This window comes from Paraburkholderia sp. BR14374, from assembly GCF_040948685.1.
GTDB classification, from domain to species: Bacteria; Pseudomonadota; Gammaproteobacteria; order Burkholderiales; family Burkholderiaceae; genus Paraburkholderia; species Paraburkholderia youngii.
Map to the genome: position 1 here is coordinate 27,124 of NZ_JBFPKF010000031.1, position 17,028 is coordinate 44,151.

Sequence of the window (17,028 nt, forward strand, 5' to 3'; positions counted from 1 at the left end):
GGTGTGGTGCTCGTGCCTCGAACGACTCCGACGAAGCGTTGGTCCGACACCTGCATGATGGTCGAACTGACCGTCGACGCGATCATCGACAACTGGGTCTCTGGCAGGGGGCGAGACGGCCATACCAGACGCAGTCTCTCAATGAAGCGAAAGCTGCGGTAGGCGCTATCGCCGTGCCGGACCGCCTGTCTGCGGCAGGCTCACGCCACCTGCAAATCACTCGTGTTGTAGAGAACCAGTTGATCGTTCTTGCTGGATTGAGCAAAACTGCCTTTCAGATGTTCAACCCACGTTCTCACTTTTGCGTCGAGAAACATCTTCGACGCAAAGAGTGCGTAAATGTCAACGTGTTCAAACTGGCAGGCAGGCAGTATGTGCACGAGGCGTCCATTGCGGAACGCATCAACGGCTGCATGCAGCGGCAGTAAGCCCACTCCCATCCCGAGTTCGAGGGCATTGGCAAGCGAAGATTGCGAACTGATGCACAGCCCGGGTTGAACGGAAACCGTTTCGCAGCCGTTTGAGCCTTGCGACGTCAATTCGACGTTGTCAGACCAGGAGGGGGCGAGACAAACGAGACTATGGTTCGAAAGGTCCGCGAGCCTGTTGATCATCGGATGCACGTCGAGATAGTTTGGAGACGCGCACATCACGCTGTAGGAGCTGCCAAGACGCGTACCGATAAGCGAAGAGTCGCGCAGCACCTCGGTCGCCACGACGGCCATGTCGAATTCACCGGCGAGAAGGTTGACCGGAGAGTCCGATAGCGTCAGCCCAACCTGCACGGACGGATGCCGTTCCCGATAGGATCTCACTGCGGGCACCAAATAGTGTTGCGCAAGCGATTGGGAGGCGTGAACCCTAAGGCAGCCTGTGGGACTGATGTGAATCGATTTGGCTTCAGCTTCTGCTTCGTCCAGGGCTTCGAGAATCGAATGGCAACGCGCCAGATAGCGCTTGCCCGCGGGCGTCAAGGCAATCCGCCGCGTCGTGCGATGCAGGAGTCGCGTGGCAAGATGCTGCTCGAGGTCGAAAATGAGCCGCGAGACTGAACCCGTACTCATGTTCAGCTCCCGAGCCGCCAACGTATAGCTTGCGCCGTCGGCCACACGCTCAAAAATCCGCATGCTCTTCAACAAATCCATAGTCGTCTCTCCGCTCCGGACTTCAGTCCGAACCTCGATGAAAACCCTTTCGAAGGTTCGAGCCATCCATGTCGATTCGTACCGGATAAAAGGTAACGTAGAGGCGTTCTGGTTACAAATGTGGGATCGGTTGTGGAGATCACGTGATAGGCCAGGTGAATCATACGTTCGTATAACCGTGCGGAATGAAGGTTCGCTGCTGCAGCGATTTCCCGCCAAGCGAACCGAGACACCTTGCTATGGCGCGTGCAGACCGGATTTTCGACCATGAATGGCATGCTCAGACCATCCAGACCGTCGGGCCAGGGATATTCTCACGATACGGGACCGTTGCATTCGCCAATACGGGGCGCGGCTGCGCCGGTAACGTGGAATCGGTTTGCCTGTGAGTGGAGATGCCGAGCGTGGCGGTTCGCAAGTCAGGGGATGAGCGATCAAGTTCGGTAAGCGAACGGCGTAACTGTCCCGAGGCCGCGCTGGGGCTGCGTTGGGCCGTATCACAGTTGCTGCCGGTGCGGGAGAACGAGATGCATGCTGAGCCGGTTTCGGCTGTTACGAACATGAACCCTGCCGACGGTCTGGTCTCGATGGTATACGTGATCGACGACGACGAGGCGATGCGCATTGCGCTCGTTGACCTGTTGCATTCAATCGGGCTACGCGCTCAGGCGTTCCCGTCCTGCCGCGAATTTTCGGCATGCCATAAGGAGGACGTACCGAGTTGCCTGATTCTGGACGTCAGGTTGCACGGTGAGACTGGGCTCGCATTCCAGGATGAACTCGTGAAGAGCGGTATTCGGATGCCAATCATCTTCATGACCGGGTATGGCGACGTCGCCATGTCGGTGAAGGCGATGAAAGCCGGCGCAGTGGACTTTCTCCCTAAGCCTTTCCGCGACCAGGACATGCTGGACGCGGTCACCGACGCGTTGGCTTGCGATAACGAACGGCTCGCGTCCCAACGGGCGCTAGCCGCGCTACGCGCTTGCTACGATTCATTGAAGCCTCGGGAGCAGCAGGTGATGCTGTTCGTCGTGGATGGACTGATGAACAAGGAAATCGCCAGCGAGTTGAAGCTCAGCGAAATCACCGTCAAAATTCATCGAGCTCAGGTCATGAGAAAAATGGCCGCGCGCTCGGTCGCGGATCTCGTCAGAATGAGTGCAGCGCTTGGCATAGAGACGCCAAAAGGCAAGCCTGCTTGGGTCGCTTGGGACCCGCAGGATAACTATTGATCTTCGTCGCTTTCAGCGGCATTTCGGGCGGCTGTGTCGCTCGAAACGGCGCCGCTGCGCATACGCAATTGCTGCGGTGTAGCACCCATCCTTCTGCGCACCACGCGGGTAAAGTGCGACGCATCCGCAAAGCCAGCGCGGCGCCCAATTTCACCCACCGTCATCCGCGCGAATATCTTCGATTCCAGCATCCGTAGCGCACAATTCATCCTCGCGTCGAGCAGCTGATCGGCGAAGGTCTGCTGGCATCCCGCTAGCGCTCGATGTAGTGTGCGCACGGAGATGCCGAGCGAGTCGGCGACAGCTTCGGCGGTCAGACCATGCTCGTGGCAGCGCTGGGCGAGGCAGTCGCTCACGCGATCCCGCAACGATCGCTCGGCAGGCTTGCTGTGGGGCTCTTGACCGCTCATCTCATGGGCGATGAGCGCGAGCAGGGCGCCCACCTGATCGGCGAGCACGCTGTGCGGGATAGGCGCGTTCGCAACCGCATCAGGCAACAGCTGGACCAGGTAGGCGGCAAGGGCGGCGCCCCAGTTGGAATTACCCGGAATGCGCCGACCAACAAGAGAGCCAACGTCGGGAATCCAACGTTTGAGCCACTCAACGGGAACGCCGATGTTGAGAAATTCGTACCAGCGCACGAGATCAATGCCGCAATTGAGGTCCGAATCGACGAGTACGAGGTCGCCGGGCGCGAGGCACAGATCGTTGCGATGCAAGACGTGATAGGTGTTATTCAGGCTCATCATCAAGTGATACTGGCGCTTGCCGCTGCGCGCCAGTTCGCTGCGTCCCCGGCCGCAGGTGTGCGGAGTGCCCGACTGCCGCACGACCGTCAGCGGACCACAGGCCACCACAGTCATGTTCGCTTCGAACTCGCGTGGATTGCTTGTCCGGACATACAGGGGGATCATTGCCGAGGTCAGCACATCCGCCCAGACGTCAAGGCGTTGGGGGGCAGGCAGGTCACGGGTCGACCACCGCGCGACCTCTGCAATTCCAATGCCGTTCATGAGCGAATCCTCTGGTTTGGGTGGGAAAAGGGCTGCCACGCCGCCACAAGAAGTATAGGCGCTAGCCTCGACGAGTTTGCGTACCGGATTGCGGCGTTGTAGCGAAATCCTTACTACAGGATCGCGAGGAAGGCTAAGGCTGACGTAAAGCATGGTTCAGCCACCGCTCCAGCTCGTCGGGGTCCATCGGCTTTTCGAGCAAGGCAAACGGGCCGGTCGCGAGAACTTCGGCGCGCAGAGAGGCAGTTGGACCCGCGGTGATGAAAACGACGGGAGGCGCGAATCCCAGTTCGAGAAGGCGGCTATACATCGCCAACCCGGACATACCCGGCATCTTGATGTCCGAGATGAGGAATGCCGTGTTGTGAACGTCCTCTGAGTCCAGGAATTGCTCCGCGGAATCGAATGCCCGCACGATCCACCCGAATGCTTGCACGAGGCGCGCAGTCGCCGAGCGGAAAGGCTCATTGTCATCGACGATGGAAACGACTTGGGGCGGACGCATGCAGCGATCCCTCAACTAGCTTTGCTCAGTGAGCGCTACGCAATCGTGCATCGGTACCAGGCTGCGAGCCAAGCAATGAAGAGTGTTCGTTGGTGTGATCGGTTTACACCAAAGTATGACTCGCCTGGCACTTCGTATGGGCAGCGCCGGTGCATGCCATCGAGACTTCGCCCGCTGAACTGCATTCCGTTCGATTCTCCCATCGTCGACTTGATTACGGTACGGGAAAATCGGGCGGATTAGTGCGTAGATAGTGAGTGACCGGCAATCGCGGTGGTGGTGAAATTGTCCACGAGTTGAACAATTCGTGTGGAATCCACAGACTCATGGAACAGACACTTGCACAACAATCGTTCGAAACGATTATCTATGAACAGCGCAACGCTGCCGCTGTCATCACGCTGAATCGCCCCGAGGTCCTCAATGCTCTGAACCAGAAAGCCATCCGTGAATTTCTGGTTTGTCGCAGGAGAGGCCATCTGTGACTTGTAGGGTAGTCGTTGTCCGTCGCACCACGCTTTACGCAACGCCGTCCTGATGTTTTCAGACTCGTTGGGATAGTGACGAAGCACCCATTCGTTGCTCAGGATGCGTTCCTCGTCAGTCCAATCGCCGAGCTCACCTACTTTCGATTCATCGAGGGACGCGAGCGCGTTGTCGACCCGGAGTCTGACGGCGTTCAAATGCTCCTGCAGCGCGAGAAGCCATTGGCGCACAGAATCGGGTCGACCGTTAAGCACGAAGGGTGATGTCGCATAGCGTGTCAGGTTGAGGATGTCCTGGAGGATCTGGGATATCTGTTGCACGGTGACTCCTGTTCGTTGGGTTGCGGCGGGCCGAACTGCCACCCGGCGCCGTGTGTGGTCGCGGTGCGTCTGCCGCCGTCAGTCTGTGTAGCCGTACCGATACCGCTGAAGCAGTGCGCCGTACTGGCGATATGCCACTATCCAATCCGTCGCAAATGCGCGGCGTGCATCGTGAAGGCTGACTTCGCCGTTGCACACGCCCTTGTAAAGTGCGAATTCCAACTCGTCCTTGCGATCCGCGTTCCATTCGGACTTGCGCGGCTGCGGCCACAGATTGCGAGGATCGGTCGGATTGCCGCCGACGCTGAGCGGAATGAGGTGGTCCTCCTCGAAGTCGCGTGGGTTGGTATCCGTGTATCCGTATTGCCGGATCTGGAGCTTCTTGAGCCTGTTTGTATAGAAGGCGGGCGGTCGCACGGTTTTTGTCCAGCCTCTCACACAGATGGTGTTGCCGATGTTTTCCTGCGTCACGTCCGGATTGATCGCGCCCGGAGTGAGCCTCGGATCGGGCAGATCGGCAGCAAAACAACTCGCCGACGATAAGAGCACTGCAGTCGCGAAAATTGATTTCAGCTTCATGTAGCCGTCCGATTTACGGTTGTCGCGGTGGCTTGCCCTTGTCAATTGCATGGTCGGATTGGTGCGTGTTGTCGGTCGGCTCGGACATAAGGCGTGGTTCCGGGGCGCCCGCGCGCGGGCATTTCTCATTGTCGGGCGCGGGTAGGAACCGGGGTGGCGCAAAAGCTCAAGCGTTTGCGCGAGCTTTCCAGCAGATCAATTTCCGGCGAAAGCTATATGGTTTAGTCGAGCTTTCCGGGTTGGGGCCGTTAGCCGGCTGACGGCAGCGCGACGTGATGGGCCACGTGCCTCCGGATTGAACAGGGGCTTGCGTGCCTTGTCAGCTGGCACGCGCGCCCGGATATCCACAGACTTATCCAGCGAAACGGTGGATATCTTGCCGCGATGGACACGTGAGTCTTCTCCGAAAGCCGCATCGATTTCGACGTCATTCCGGTCGCAGTGCCGTGCCGTTGGCGATACGATCGACTCACCTACCGCGTCACTGACGCATCGACAGAATGCCCGCAGCACGTGGGCTCTCTTCATTCACCCCGACGGGTTTGACACCCGTTGCGGGCGTGCTCCCGTCAATCGAAACGACCGGGAGCATCCTGAACCTCAATCGGCTGCTTCGCATCGGCATGCAGATGCATTGCCCATCGTACGAAACACACGATCGCCTGCTGCGGATCGTGAAGTCGAAGAAGCGGTATTCGACCCAGGTCGTGTGGAAACGCGATGGCATAACGATGCGGCGCGTGAACCGGAGCCCAGCGGCGCGTTCGACTGCCTTCGCAGCCATCACGACGCCGACGAGAAGCTAAATCTCTCTGACGCGTTCCAGATGAGTTTAAGGGCTTCTTTTCAATACCTGCCGAGTGCTCACGCACCCACCAGCCGCATTGCCTTCATCGTCTTCTTAAAGCCCAGAATTCTCAACACTCGCGTGAGGTTGTAGGCGAGTACGTTTAAACTCATCTCGGTACCTACATTGGGCAACCTTCGGGTCAGGAAGTGCGTGTAGCCCATCCAGTGTTTGAACGTTCCAAAGACGTGTTCGACGGTCCGCCTGCGCACTGTCATCGCATCAGGCGCCTTGTCCAGCCGACGTTGGGCTGCCTCCAGCACCGACTCGTGCTCCCATCGGCTGATACGCCGATAATCGCTTGGCGTACATCGCGCTTTTATGGCGCAACCAGGACAGGCGCTGCTCCAGTAACGGCGTATCTGCATGCCGTGCTCCTCTCGCGTAAAGCGGTAAATGGCACGCTCTCCAGCTGGGCACTGATATTCGTCATCCCGCGTAATGTAGATAAAGTCTGCCTTGTCGAATCTGCCATGATGTTTTGCGCCTGAGGTCGTGGGCTTCGGCAACATGACCGCAATTCGCGCGTCTGCGCACTCCTTGATCTGAGGCCCGCTGTAGTAGCCACGATCAGCGACTGTTCCCGCGTCAACCGGTCGAAGCTCTCGACGTGCAGCGCGTCGCCGGGCCTGATGTCCCCGAACTTGATGCCTTCGATGAACACGGACAGCGCGCCCTTCCTGTGGTTCTTGCCGCGGAATGCGCTGATACCCGCGTCGGTGATCGCTTCGTCGAGCACGTAGCCGTGCTTCGCCGCCGCCTGTTTCGCGTACTCCGCCTGACGGCGCAGGCTGTCGCCGTCCTCCTGCGCCTTCGACGAAAAACGGTAGTAGGGAATAAGCCGGCGCGAGCCGACCGGAGCGGCGGAGCGCGCCGAAGCCTTGCTTGCCTTGGTTTTCGTCAACATGAGAGCCCTCGTTGAACTAGGTTCAGTATATACATTGAGTAGCCGCATTCAAGCACGCGGTCGAAGGCATGTCCGAGACTCTGGATCACGAGGCTCGCCAATTCGGAATCCGCGTGACGCTCGTCGAACCGTCCTTCACCCGCACCAACCTGGACCTCAATGCACCTCACGCGGTGTCCAGAATTTCGGCCTATGACGACGAGCGAGATCTCGCCCTCCGGGCTGTTCAGAAGAGTGTCCAGAACGGGCCAGAACCCGACGGCGTGGCCCGCACGATCATAGAGGCGGCACTCGGCCGCTGGCGCATGCGCCACACGCCAGCCGGACAGGCTTCGATCCTGAGCAAGTTGCGTCGCTTCATGCCTGCGGGTCCTCTCGACGCCAGTCTGAGGAAGTCATTCGGGCTGGCCCGATAACCGCGCCGGATCATGCACATGGGATACCGCATCCGCTTATCGCAGGTGGAGGCGGGTTTGTTCGAGACGATACGCACCTTGGCATCGGTTCGGCTGCCCCTTGCCTCGAACAAAGGGCAGCTAGTTAAGAACGAATCAGAACAAGGAGATGACATGGGAGAGCAAAACGCCTATCAGGTCGCCGATTGGAATGGTCAAAGCGGGGAGCACTGGGTCGCCAACCAGGCCCGGCTCGACGCTATGGTGGCGGCCTTCGGCCAGGCCGCGATAGAAGCCGCCGCGCCCGCAGCGGGCGCGCGCGTGCTGGACATCGGCTGCGGCGCGGGTGCGTCGAGCCTGGCTCTGGCTGCCCGCGTCGGCGCGGGGGGCCAAGTGCTGGGCGTAGACATATCCGAACCGCTGATCGACCGAGCGCGCGCGCTTGCGCCGCAGGATACGCCGGTCCTGTATCAGGTGGGCGACGCCAGCAGCGCCGAGATGCCCGAGGGCTCGTTCGACATCCTGTTCTCCCGTTTCGGCGTGATGTTCTTCGACGATCCAATAGCGGCGTTCGCCCATATGCGACGCGCGCTGCGGCCGGGCGGGCGGGTCGCTTTCGTCTGCTGGCGCGGCGCGGCGGAAAACGATTGGGTGCGCCTGCCGATGGGCGCGCTGAAGGGCATCGCCCCGCCAAGCGCGCTGCCCGATCCCGAAGCGCCCAGCCCGTTTTCGTTCGGCGACCGGGGGCGCGTGGCACGCATCCTGACGGCGGCCGGCTTCACCGATATCGCTATCGCGCCCTTCGATGCTTCCGTCCCGTTCGGCGAGGGCGGAACGCGGGACGCTGCGATCGACGACGCGGTGAAGATGACGCTCGAGGTCGGCCCGCTGTCGCGCGCGCTCGCTGATCAGCCCGACGACATCCGTGCCCGCGCCTCGGCCGCGGTTCGTGCCGCCTTCGCGGGCCTGCCCGGCGAGCGGTCGGTGATGATCGACGGCGCGGCGTGGATCGTCATGGCACGCAATCCGGCAAGCTGACAGGGATTAACAGGGTAGACGCCGCTGCTCGGTAGCGCTGGGCGTCATTGGCCGCTCAGATTGAGTCCCTTCCGGCCGACGAACGAGCGCTCGCCTTGTGACACTCAGATGGCCGGTTGCGAAGCAGAGCCGACGCCTGAGCGGCCTGCCGGCGGCGCATGTGACCGGCAGCTTGTGGCCGCACAGAGCCCGACGGCGACCGGTTCATGACGACCTGTTGCGGACTTTGGGACCTTCCGAAAGCAGCCGTCCATGCCACGGTCACGCTACGTCACGACGGGGCGAGGTCAACGAAACAATCGAAACTGAATCTTGCGAATCTCAGCGCTGCAATCGTCAACGACGTCGGTGCTACATCTGATTTTGACGTCGGCATGCATGCAGTATCTCGTTGACCGCGAACGCTCCTCTCACGGTTTGCACATTTTGCAGAACACACAAGTGATACGCCCTTTCGCGCGGCAGAAGCATTGCGCCATTTCGGTAAAGCGCGTCGCACGAGTTGCTAATCTCGCGAGCCGCAAAGCTGCTCTGACTATTTGCCAACGAATGCAGAATGCATTGATCGTAGTCTGAATTATCACCACCGTATGCCAAGGCCGAGAGCGGGGTAGCGAGCGTGATCGAGAGAAAGAGATAAGCGAGTTTGAGCATGCTTGTAGCCGAGGTCCGGAGGTAACACAGGGTGCAGCCACCGATTGTCGACGATTCAGGCCCCAATGTCGAACGTCTCAGACTGGCCGAAGCCAGCCGGACATGTCCGGCTCCGCCTCGACGCGGCTGCTGCCTGTCGCATCTTTGAGCAGTTCGGCGAATGGCTATGTGCTTCTGCAGCGCCTTGACTTTGCGCGCTGCTCCGTAGGCTGGGTTGTGCCGGATCGTCCCGACCGGCGCAACCTTCGAGCGGAGCGTGGCATGCCCTACCGGACAGCATTTCTAGACCTGACCTATCCCGACGAATCTGCACGGCCATGTGCCCTTCAATTCCGGATCGCATTCACGGAAGCGCCCGAACGATTTGGGATCATTCAACTGCGCCACGTCAACCCGGACCATCAAAGTCCGCTGAATTCTTCGATCGTTCGAGACCACGTGCTGAACCGCATCCTGGATGTCTATCTACGCGGCGTGGCGCTAAACGCAATCAGGCTCGTCGTTGAGGACGGCGAGACGTTGGCCCTCTTCGCCATTGAGGTCGACATCCACGACTACATCGCGCGCGGCAATCCGTACGACGCCACCCATGTCACGACGGGCCGAGGCAGGTTCTCCGAACGCGTTGCAATCCGCACGGACTCCGTCATCGCCGGGCGGGCACGCGTCCATACCGCACACGCGAAACCTGTTCCTGTCCCGAAGGAAATAGCTGCGGCTCTGCGATAGCAAGGAAGTGTTGCAGCCAGCTATCTATCGAGAAAGCATGCATCAAGCACGGCGCAATAATGCCGAAGCCCAAAAAGAAAGAAAGCCCGCGGTTCATGAGAACGCGCGGGCTGGTATCGAGAAAATGGATGCTGCCTTCAGACGTTGAAGCCAAGCCGGAACTGGTCGCCAGTTGCAGGTGCAGCGCGCCGTGAGGCGGCGGCCATCCAGCGATTCATTTCTGCAGCGCGGTGCGCAATCGTGTTGGAGATCCCCGCCTGCCGCGCTTTCACACGTGCAGCAAAATCCGCCGCCATCGAATCGACGCTGGCCACCCAGGGATACATCTTGACCCTCGATAAGGCCTGCCCCTTGACGCCGAAGCAGTGGACGTGTGCCCCATCTGGAAGATGTCCCTCCAGCCCTTCCAGTATCGCAAATAGCCCATGCCGGGGATCGGTCAGGTGCCGCCGACAGACGGAGCCAAGGCCGATCAGAACGGGGGGCGCGATCCAGGGCATCCATCGCTCCCACACCTGCATCATGAGATCGATGCTGCGTCTGTAGTCATCAAGGGACCACCCCTGCGCGACCGGTACCGGAATGCGGACTGCATTCTGGACTTCGCGGGCGCTCATCGTCTTCGACAGTTCATCCTGCCACGCATATACAAGACGCAGCATTCCCTCCAGAAGCGTCGCCGTCGCGTTGATGCGATAGTCGATCGCAGCCCGATCCGCGGCAATCTCCGGCTCACAGCATAAATCGGGCTGAGAGACCCACGTCGCCCCGGAAAACGCGGCGAGTTCTACATATTGCTCCATCGTCCAGGGATATACGCCAGCGATGCCGCGCTGCCGGCCTTTCGATTGAAAGAGCCGCATTGCGGTAAATCCCGCGCTGTCCAGAGCGAAATCCATCTCTGTCAGGTCCGTCGCTTCAGGGATGCGGAAGCGACCAGTTTTCGGATTCCAGAAAGCCGAAGCGGAAACCATCCCTGCATAGCCTTCGTTAAACGCGTGGTATGCGAGTCGGCCACCGCTGTGCGGGATACCGACCCGGACGAGGAGGTCTTCGTCCACATGAGCGTTGCGCTGGCGAACCGGCATGCCGGGTTCAGCTGCTTCAAGGTACATAAGCTACTCCAGATGGATGCGCGGAGCAGCCCCTTGCGGGGGCGTGCCCCGCAAGGGTGAATGAGATGAGACCGCTCACGCGGCCATCGAGAAGAGATCGAACTGCTGCACTTCCTTGACCGCATTGCTGATCAGGTACTGATCCATTTCCGCCGGCGTGAGGTTCAGACGCTCGGCGAGGCGCGCGAAATACTGCCCGCGCACCGCCATCTCCTGATATCGCTGGGACTTCCCGGCAGGCAGTGTCAGGATCGTTTCGTTGAGCCAGAAACGCGCCGATTCGATTCCTGCGTGGGCCTGCACGCGCGCATAAGCGCGCAATAGACGACGTGGCTTGCGGGAAGCGAACGGATATGGCGTCAGTCCGAGGCGGTAAGTCGCCAGGGTAACAAGGCCTCGTAATCGTCCGCTGTTTCAGCAAGCGGTAGGGCCCTGAACAGCGCGACGAGATACTTGTACGGCTCAACCTGGTTGGCCTTGCAGGTTTCGATGAGCGAATACAGGTTAGCTGCGGCGTTCGCACCGGCAACCGTGTCATAGAACAGCCAATTGCGACGCCCGACGGTAACCGGCCTGATGGCGTTCTCGCAGACGTTGTTCGAGATCGGCCAGGCGCCGTTCTCGACGTAGCGGATGAGCTTGGACCACTGGCTCTGCAGGTAGTGCAATGCTTTGCCGAAGGCGCTTTGCGGCAACACGGCGTGCAACTCGCGCAAGAGCCGTTCTTCAATTTGTTCCAGCACCGGGCGACTCTCGCGTTGCCTCAGCGGCAGCCGATCCGCCGGCGTCATGTTCTCGCAGCGAGATTCGACCGCAAAGAGCTGCCCGATCAGCCGAATGAATTCGCTCACGGGATGATCACGGCCACGCTGTGCTTTGGGCAGATTGCTGATCAACCTGATGCGTGATCACCTGCTTGACGCCGACATCGTCTACGGCGATGAAACGACAGTGCAGGTGCTGAAGGAGCCGGGACGCGCTGCGCAGCGCAAGAGCTACATGTGGGCGCAGATGAGCGGCACCGGTCCCCCGGTTCGGTTGTTCAGCTACAGCCCGACACGCAGCACGGCACAAGCCGCGTCGCTGTACGCCGGCATCAAACCAAATGCGGTATTGATGCCGATCTGCGCAAGATTCGTGACACGCTGGTATCCGCGGCCGACCATCTGAACGTCGGTCTGTGCGGCGGCGGCACGCATCCCTTCCAGCAATGGAGCGAGCGGCAGATCGTCGATACGCCACGTTTTCAGTATCTTTCCGAACTGTACGGATATCTCGCGAAGCAGTTCACGGTGTTCGCACGCACGTCGCTACATGATCGAGGCAGAGGAGATGGGAATGATGCGCGTTGGCGCCGGCGTCACCAGGCGCGCGCGCCTTGATACCCAAGTCACAGCAAGGGCACGCGTACTTGATTCGCTGGTGCTGAATGACGCGCACCTGCTGCGGCACGATATCGAGTTGCTCACTGATCTCGGCACCGATCTCGACGAGCGCATGCCCGTCGTGCGCACAAACACGTGCCGATTCGGGCAACTCGTGCCGCACGACCTCGCGCGGCAGCATCGGGTCTAGCGGCTTGCGCCCGCGCTTCTTGCGCTCGTGTGCGCCAACTTCAATGCGCTGCTGTGCGTCGCTCTCGTGCGCAGGTTCGCATCCGGTTGCAAGTGCTTCGGCTTCATTCAGGAATAGATCGCGTTGCTCGGCGCCACGCACTTCGCTCTTGGCCGCAAACAGTTGCCGCTGATATGCCTTGAGCTTCTCGCGCAGCAAGTCACGCTCGACCGTCACCACACGCAACTCGCTCTTCATGGCAGCGAGCTCTGCGCGCAGTGTCTTTAGTTCGTCGGAGGAGGATGAGGATGGTGGCGGCATCGCTGGGTTAGACCAGCGATGCTGGCTCGCGTTTCAAGTCACGCGCCGATAATATCGCGTCGGATGTGCGCGCATCGCTTCAATGTCGATACCCTCGAGCAGCCAGTGCAGTTGTTCCGTTCGGAGCTTAAGCACAGGCTCCTTGCGCGGCCATACGAAGCGGTCCTGCTCGAGCCGCTTCATAAGCAGCCAGAAGCCATTTAGATCCCATAGCAGCATCTTGATGCGATCGCGACGCTGATTACTGAACACGTATACTCCACGCTCGAATGGATCAAGCTTCATCGATTGCTCGACAATGGCCGCAAGCCCGTTGATGCTCTTGCGGAAATCAACGGCATCGCGATGCACATAGACCTTGAGTTCAGCGTCCAGCAGAAACATCGCACCGTCCCAGCGTCTCGATCATGGCCGATATCAGCGGTGCGTCATGGGCGCTGCATTCGAGCTTGAGCGTGACACCGTTGGGCATGTGCACCGTCAATCGTGATGAGGCGTCGATTGCGACGACGCTCTTGGCTCTGTCTGATGCACGCGCCTATAGGCTCGCGCGCAACGACCATCTCTTGATCACCGATCTCGACGACTGGAACGAATGCTGAGGTAACCATCGCTGACGGCGACGGCGTACCGCTCAGCCGCTGTTGCATGCTAGGTCCCGCGCATTCTTGCGCGTAACTCACATCGGGATGGGAGCGCTGATTGAAAAGCCCCACCTTTGCCGCGTGAGGCAGCGTGTCAATGTGGACCATTTCGTGCCGGTGACGAGGTGGCTGCCGACCAACGGTCGATGGCCGCAAGAAAATAACGAGAGGTTCTGGCGTACAGCTACCTCTTAGCAACACTGGTCGCGCGCTACTTAGGGTTGGATTGCCGCGTGGTGCGCTTGCCGTTTTGCTTAGGTGCCATGCGCCCGCTGTCGGGTGGAGTTTTCGCAGACTCGCATTTGGCGCCGTCGATGATGAGCCGATAACCGGCTAACACGGCTTCGTCCGAAATGCTTTTTCCCTCGGGCAGTGCGCACATTTGAAGTAGACCATACATGTATATGCGCATGACCCAGTACGCAGTCTCTACGCGATCAGCGGGTACGTTGCTTTGCAGGAGTCGCTCGACGCTTTCAGTCCGCTGCCGTACGGCCTCGCTCGCCGTGGCGTGCTGCGGACTGAATAGCGTCAGCCCCGGGTACTGCCGCATGTGCCTGAAATAACTGAGAAAACTTCTCTCGGCGGCTTCATCTGGCGTTTCCGCTGAGTCCACCCACGACATGTCGCGCTTTTTGAGGACGCTGTTCAGCACCATGTGCATAAGCGCCGTCTTGTTCGGCACGTGGTGATATGCAGCCATCGACGAGACGCCAAGTTCCTCGGCAAGCGCCCGCATGGAAAGGCCCGCCGTGCCTTTTTTCGCAATGATCTTCAACGCTGCCGTGACCAGCGTGTCCGGGGTGATGGTTCCGTATGGTCGTTTGGATTCTGAAGAGGGGCGAGCCTTCTGGGCGGTGGTGGTAGCCATAATCCCGGGGATGTCTATAGAAAAAGAGGGAAATCGCGCGAATTTGTACATTGTACGCTGCGACGCGTCGCTCGCAAGCAACCGGCTGGCGCGAGTGCGCCGGCGTCACCCAACAAAGCAGATTGAAATAGCGGGGCGATGTGCGGAGGCGCGATCTGCCGCACGGGCGATCGGTTCGACCGCACACGCGCGAACGATATACGGCAAAGGTGTGCACCGGTTTCCGTCGAACGATCTTCCATTCGTGTGGGGCGACCACCCCCTTCGTCGACGACTCACCCTACTGCTGGCCTTTGCGAAGCAGCGCGACCGTGCGAACACGCTGTTGTGTAACAGCGCGACGTGAATGGGCACGCCGAAATGCGTGGCCGCTCGATGCGCGAACCGAACAATCAAGTTATGGCGTCGGCGCAAGCTCGAGAGCCTTCTGTTGCGCCGCTGTACCGTACAGTCGCGTTCGTAAATTTGAACTGGCGTGCCATGAGCGTGACCGAATACATGCACTCCGCCGTGACGGGTATAGCGAACCAGTTTTTCCAAATAAACCTTCGTCATTGCCGAGCTCGCCTTGCTCTTCTCGGGCCGCAACAAGTGCAAGCTAGGCCTGCTCGCCTTCCAGTGCCTGCATGCCACATCCGCCGGTGCCCCAGCTAGCGTTGAGCATCAGTGGATAACCGGGCGTTCGTCGCGCTCGCGCTGGCCAACGTCTATCTGTCGCGCAAGCAATTGATGGCATTGGTACGCCCATAGTGGGCGAAAAGCGGGCAGGTGCCCGCCCAAGGCCCGAAAGGGCCGAGACGCGACGGCTCGAGCTCGGCTTCATGACTTGGAGACGTTCAAATCGCTGACAGTCACTATTGAGACTTCCATAATTCATGACATCACCAGAGACTAGCCTGCATCCCAGCACGCACAGCTACCGCAATCACCCAGCACGCCATGAAACGCTCATCGCCGGACGTTCGACATCAGGCGGAAACACGCGCCACGTACCGTCCTCGTGGAGGAAAAAATAAATCGCCAATGCGCCTGCTGGCCGCAATGCCTCGACGCATACATAGCGTCGCCGATTCGAGGGCATGCGACCAAACCGTGTTATCCGAACCGACATAGCCCGCGTCGGCCCAAGCCATTTTTCGACCAGCAAACGCAAAGGCCTATCCACCCTACCCATCGACTTCTCCTTCAACTTCGCTATGCCTGATGTAGCTAGCCAACCTAATATGTTTAGGACTACAAATCCTATCGGATACCTTTCGGCTTAAGCGTCACGCAATTGCGAATTTTTGTGCCGTACAACCTCAACGAATTGCATACCGCTCGCAACAAGCTCACGAGCACAGCGTCGTCTTTCGATCATCATTGCGCACCGGGCTCAGGCGACGTTGCGGTGACTCATGATTTACGGAAAGATCAATAATTTGGCGCCTTGTTCAGCGCAGCCCTAACGCGATTCATAAGTCGTCAGACTTTTGCGGTGTCCGCCAGTTGATCCACATACTGTTGGGGCAGCCCCCAATCCTGCAAAAGACTGCGGACGGCGGCGGACGTGCCCGAGGCCTGGATCGCTGCCGGAGTACGCGAGAAGCGCGGCGCCGGCGCGGGTTGGCGGACGCCGTCGATCTCGACAAAAGTCGACCGCGCGACGTTGTGCGGGTCCTGCGTTGCCTCATCTGCCGTCAGGACCGGGGCGAAGCAGGTGTCGGCGTCGCCCATGATTTCGACCCATTGATCTCGGGTTTTGGTTGCGAAGATCTCAGCGAATGTGGCCTTTATCGCAGGCCACGCCGCGCGATCCATCTGCTCGTTCGGCAGTTTGCCGGCCAGGCCAATCTTCTCGAGCAGCAGGGAATAGAACTGCGGTTCAATCGCGCCGATTGCGATAAACCGACCGTCAGCGCAGCGGTAAGTGTCGTAGAACGGTGCACCGCCGTCGATTAGGTTCGCGGCGCGCTGCTCTTGCCACCGACCCTGCGCACGCAGCCCGTAGAAAGCAGCCATCAGGTAGCTCGAACCGTCGCTGATTGCCGCGTCCACTACCTGGCCCTGCCCGGTGGATCGTGCATGAAGCACCGCGGACAGCAGACCAACGGCGAGCATCATTGCGCCACCGGCGTAGTCTCCTACCAGACTGAGCGGCGGGACGGGCCTGTCCTTCGTGCCGATCGCGTCCAACGCGCCGGTGATCGCGATGTAGTTGATGTCGTGACCTGCACGATGAGCATACGGGCCGTATTGGCCCCAGCCCGTCATACGTCCGTAGACGATGCGCGGATTGCGCTTCAGCATTTCATCGGGACCCAGGCCCAGCCGCTCCATAACGCCTGGCCGGTAACCTTCGAATACCACGTCCGCCGCTTCGCAGAGTGCGAGGCAGGCGGCCACAGATTCCGGGCGTTTCAGGTCAAGTGACACCGATCTACGGCCGCGCCGGTCGATCTCTAGACGGGACATACGACCTGCATTGGCACCCTTGCGGTCGATACGGATGACGTCAGCGCCCATATCGGAGAACAGCATTCCGCAAAACGGCCCGGGGCCAATGCTGTCACTGACCGGCATATTCGAGCCATTCCGGGATCGGCGTAATCGAGCCACCGGATGATCGCCGCAATCGAGCCAGTGCATGATCGGCGCAATCGGGCCACTCGATGATCGGCGTATTGGAGC

The 17,028-nt window shown here is 59.9% G+C and carries 15 protein-coding genes and 7 pseudogenes; 7 read left to right on the top strand and 15 right to left on the bottom strand.

Going from position 1 to position 17,028, the window contains the following annotated elements; genetic code table 11:
* Positions 1–200: 200 nt before the first annotated feature.
* Positions 201–1,145: a LysR family transcriptional regulator gene (locus tag AB3X86_RS35125; RefSeq protein ID WP_368599512.1), complete on the bottom strand. Its 945-nt coding sequence runs from the start codon at positions 1,143–1,145 to the stop codon at positions 201–203.
* A gap of 527 nt (positions 1,146–1,672) precedes the next feature.
* Here AB3X86_RS35125 and AB3X86_RS35130 point away from each other — a divergent pair.
* Positions 1,673–2,380, top strand: coding sequence for a response regulator transcription factor (locus tag AB3X86_RS35130; protein WP_368599525.1), 708 nt, complete (start codon positions 1,673–1,675; stop codon positions 2,378–2,380).
* On the opposite strand, the gene AB3X86_RS35135 is transcribed toward AB3X86_RS35130, so the two are convergent.
* The 6 genes and pseudogenes from AB3X86_RS35135 to AB3X86_RS35160 all read right to left on the bottom strand — a co-directional run.
* Positions 2,374–3,393 (bottom strand): AraC family transcriptional regulator, encoded by a 1,020-nt coding sequence (locus AB3X86_RS35135; RefSeq protein WP_368599513.1) that lies wholly within the window; start codon positions 3,391–3,393, stop codon positions 2,374–2,376. The two genes, AB3X86_RS35130 and AB3X86_RS35135, sit on opposite strands and share 7 nt — an antisense overlap.
* 133 nt (positions 3,394–3,526) lie before the next feature.
* A complete protein-coding gene (locus AB3X86_RS35140; protein WP_368599514.1) occupies positions 3,527–3,898 on the bottom strand; it encodes a response regulator transcription factor in 372 nt (123 codons plus the stop codon).
* A 239-nt stretch (positions 3,899–4,137) separates the two neighbouring features.
* Positions 4,138–4,704 (bottom strand): hypothetical protein, encoded by a 567-nt coding sequence (locus AB3X86_RS35145; protein WP_368599515.1) that lies wholly within the window; start codon positions 4,702–4,704, stop codon positions 4,138–4,140.
* 78 nt (positions 4,705–4,782) lie between these two features.
* A complete protein-coding gene (locus AB3X86_RS35150; RefSeq protein WP_368599516.1) occupies positions 4,783–5,283 on the bottom strand; it encodes a hypothetical protein in 501 nt (166 codons plus the stop codon).
* A gap of 864 nt (positions 5,284–6,147) precedes the next feature.
* A pseudogene (locus AB3X86_RS35155) lies at positions 6,148–6,708 on the bottom strand (transposase); the annotation flags it as partial.
* Positions 6,705–7,085 (bottom strand): annotated as a pseudogene (locus AB3X86_RS35160) (recombinase family protein); the annotation flags it as partial. The pseudogenes AB3X86_RS35155 and AB3X86_RS35160, both read right to left, overlap by 4 nt.
* Between AB3X86_RS35160 and AB3X86_RS35165 the strand changes: the two are divergent.
* Together AB3X86_RS35165 and AB3X86_RS35170 are read left to right on the top strand one after the other, a co-directional pair.
* Positions 7,079–7,453: pseudogene (locus AB3X86_RS35165) on the top strand (short-chain dehydrogenase/reductase); the annotation flags it as partial. The pseudogenes AB3X86_RS35160 and AB3X86_RS35165 overlap by 7 nt on opposite strands.
* 153 nt (positions 7,454–7,606) lie before the next feature.
* Positions 7,607–8,470 carry a class I SAM-dependent methyltransferase gene (locus tag AB3X86_RS35170; protein ID WP_368599526.1) on the top strand — a complete coding sequence of 288 codons (864 nt, stop codon included), beginning with the start codon at positions 7,607–7,609 and terminating at the stop codon, positions 8,468–8,470.
* Between the two features lie 351 nt (positions 8,471–8,821).
* Here the strand turns inward: AB3X86_RS35170 and AB3X86_RS35175 are convergent, their stop codons facing one another.
* The gene (locus tag AB3X86_RS35175) at positions 8,822–9,124 is read right to left on the bottom strand and encodes a VF_A0006 family four-cysteine protein (protein WP_303246658.1); all 303 of its coding nucleotides are present in this window, start codon (positions 9,122–9,124) and stop codon (positions 8,822–8,824) included.
* Between the two features lie 102 nt (positions 9,125–9,226).
* Here AB3X86_RS35175 and AB3X86_RS35180 point away from each other — a divergent pair, with 102 nt between their 5' ends.
* Positions 9,227–9,853, top strand: coding sequence for a hypothetical protein (locus AB3X86_RS35180; RefSeq protein WP_368599517.1), 627 nt, complete (start codon positions 9,227–9,229; stop codon positions 9,851–9,853).
* A gap of 137 nt (positions 9,854–9,990) precedes the next feature.
* Here the strand turns inward: AB3X86_RS35180 and AB3X86_RS35185 are convergent, their stop codons facing one another.
* The 3 genes and pseudogenes from AB3X86_RS35185 to AB3X86_RS35195 all read right to left on the bottom strand — a co-directional run.
* Positions 9,991–10,968 (bottom strand): hypothetical protein, encoded by a 978-nt coding sequence (locus AB3X86_RS35185; protein WP_368599518.1) that lies wholly within the window; start codon positions 10,966–10,968, stop codon positions 9,991–9,993.
* Positions 10,969–11,043: 75 nt separating this feature from the next.
* Entirely contained in the window at positions 11,044–11,271 is a 228-nt protein-coding gene (locus tag AB3X86_RS35190) for a hypothetical protein (RefSeq protein ID WP_368599519.1), read from the bottom strand.
* Between the two features lie 56 nt (positions 11,272–11,327).
* Positions 11,328–11,852 (bottom strand): annotated as a pseudogene (locus AB3X86_RS35195) (transposase); the annotation flags it as partial.
* A gap of 43 nt (positions 11,853–11,895) precedes the next feature.
* Here AB3X86_RS35195 and AB3X86_RS35200 point away from each other — a divergent pair.
* Positions 11,896–12,069, top strand: a pseudogene (locus tag AB3X86_RS35200) (transposase); the annotation flags it as partial.
* Positions 12,070–12,089: 20 nt separating this feature from the next.
* Positions 12,090–12,266 (top strand): annotated as a pseudogene (locus AB3X86_RS35205) (glutamate-cysteine ligase family protein); the annotation flags it as partial.
* A 36-nt stretch (positions 12,267–12,302) separates the two neighbouring features.
* On the opposite strand, the pseudogene AB3X86_RS35210 reads toward AB3X86_RS35205, so the two are convergent.
* Together AB3X86_RS35210 and tnpB are read right to left on the bottom strand one after the other, a co-directional pair.
* Positions 12,303–12,843 (bottom strand): annotated as a pseudogene (locus tag AB3X86_RS35210) (IS66 family transposase zinc-finger binding domain-containing protein); the annotation flags it as partial.
* A gap of 33 nt (positions 12,844–12,876) precedes the next feature.
* A complete protein-coding gene (gene tnpB / locus AB3X86_RS35215; RefSeq protein ID WP_368599520.1) occupies positions 12,877–13,227 on the bottom strand; it encodes an IS66 family insertion sequence element accessory protein TnpB in 351 nt (116 codons plus the stop codon).
* Positions 13,228–13,250: 23 nt separating this feature from the next.
* Here tnpB and AB3X86_RS35220 point away from each other — a divergent pair, with 23 nt between their 5' ends.
* Positions 13,251–13,445: a hypothetical protein gene (locus AB3X86_RS35220; RefSeq protein ID WP_368599521.1), complete on the top strand. Its 195-nt coding sequence runs from the start codon at positions 13,251–13,253 to the stop codon at positions 13,443–13,445.
* 253 nt (positions 13,446–13,698) lie between these two features.
* Here AB3X86_RS35220 and AB3X86_RS35225 read toward each other — a convergent pair whose 3' ends face one another.
* Both AB3X86_RS35225 and AB3X86_RS35230 read right to left on the bottom strand, forming a co-directional pair.
* Positions 13,699–14,409 carry a TetR/AcrR family transcriptional regulator gene (locus tag AB3X86_RS35225; protein ID WP_368599522.1) on the bottom strand — a complete coding sequence of 237 codons (711 nt, stop codon included), beginning with the start codon at positions 14,407–14,409 and terminating at the stop codon, positions 13,699–13,701.
* A 1,413-nt stretch (positions 14,410–15,822) separates the two neighbouring features.
* The gene (locus AB3X86_RS35230; RefSeq protein WP_368599523.1) at positions 15,823–16,920 is read right to left on the bottom strand and encodes a CaiB/BaiF CoA transferase family protein; all 1,098 of its coding nucleotides are present in this window, start codon (positions 16,918–16,920) and stop codon (positions 15,823–15,825) included.
* Positions 16,921–17,028: the final 108 nt, after the last annotated feature.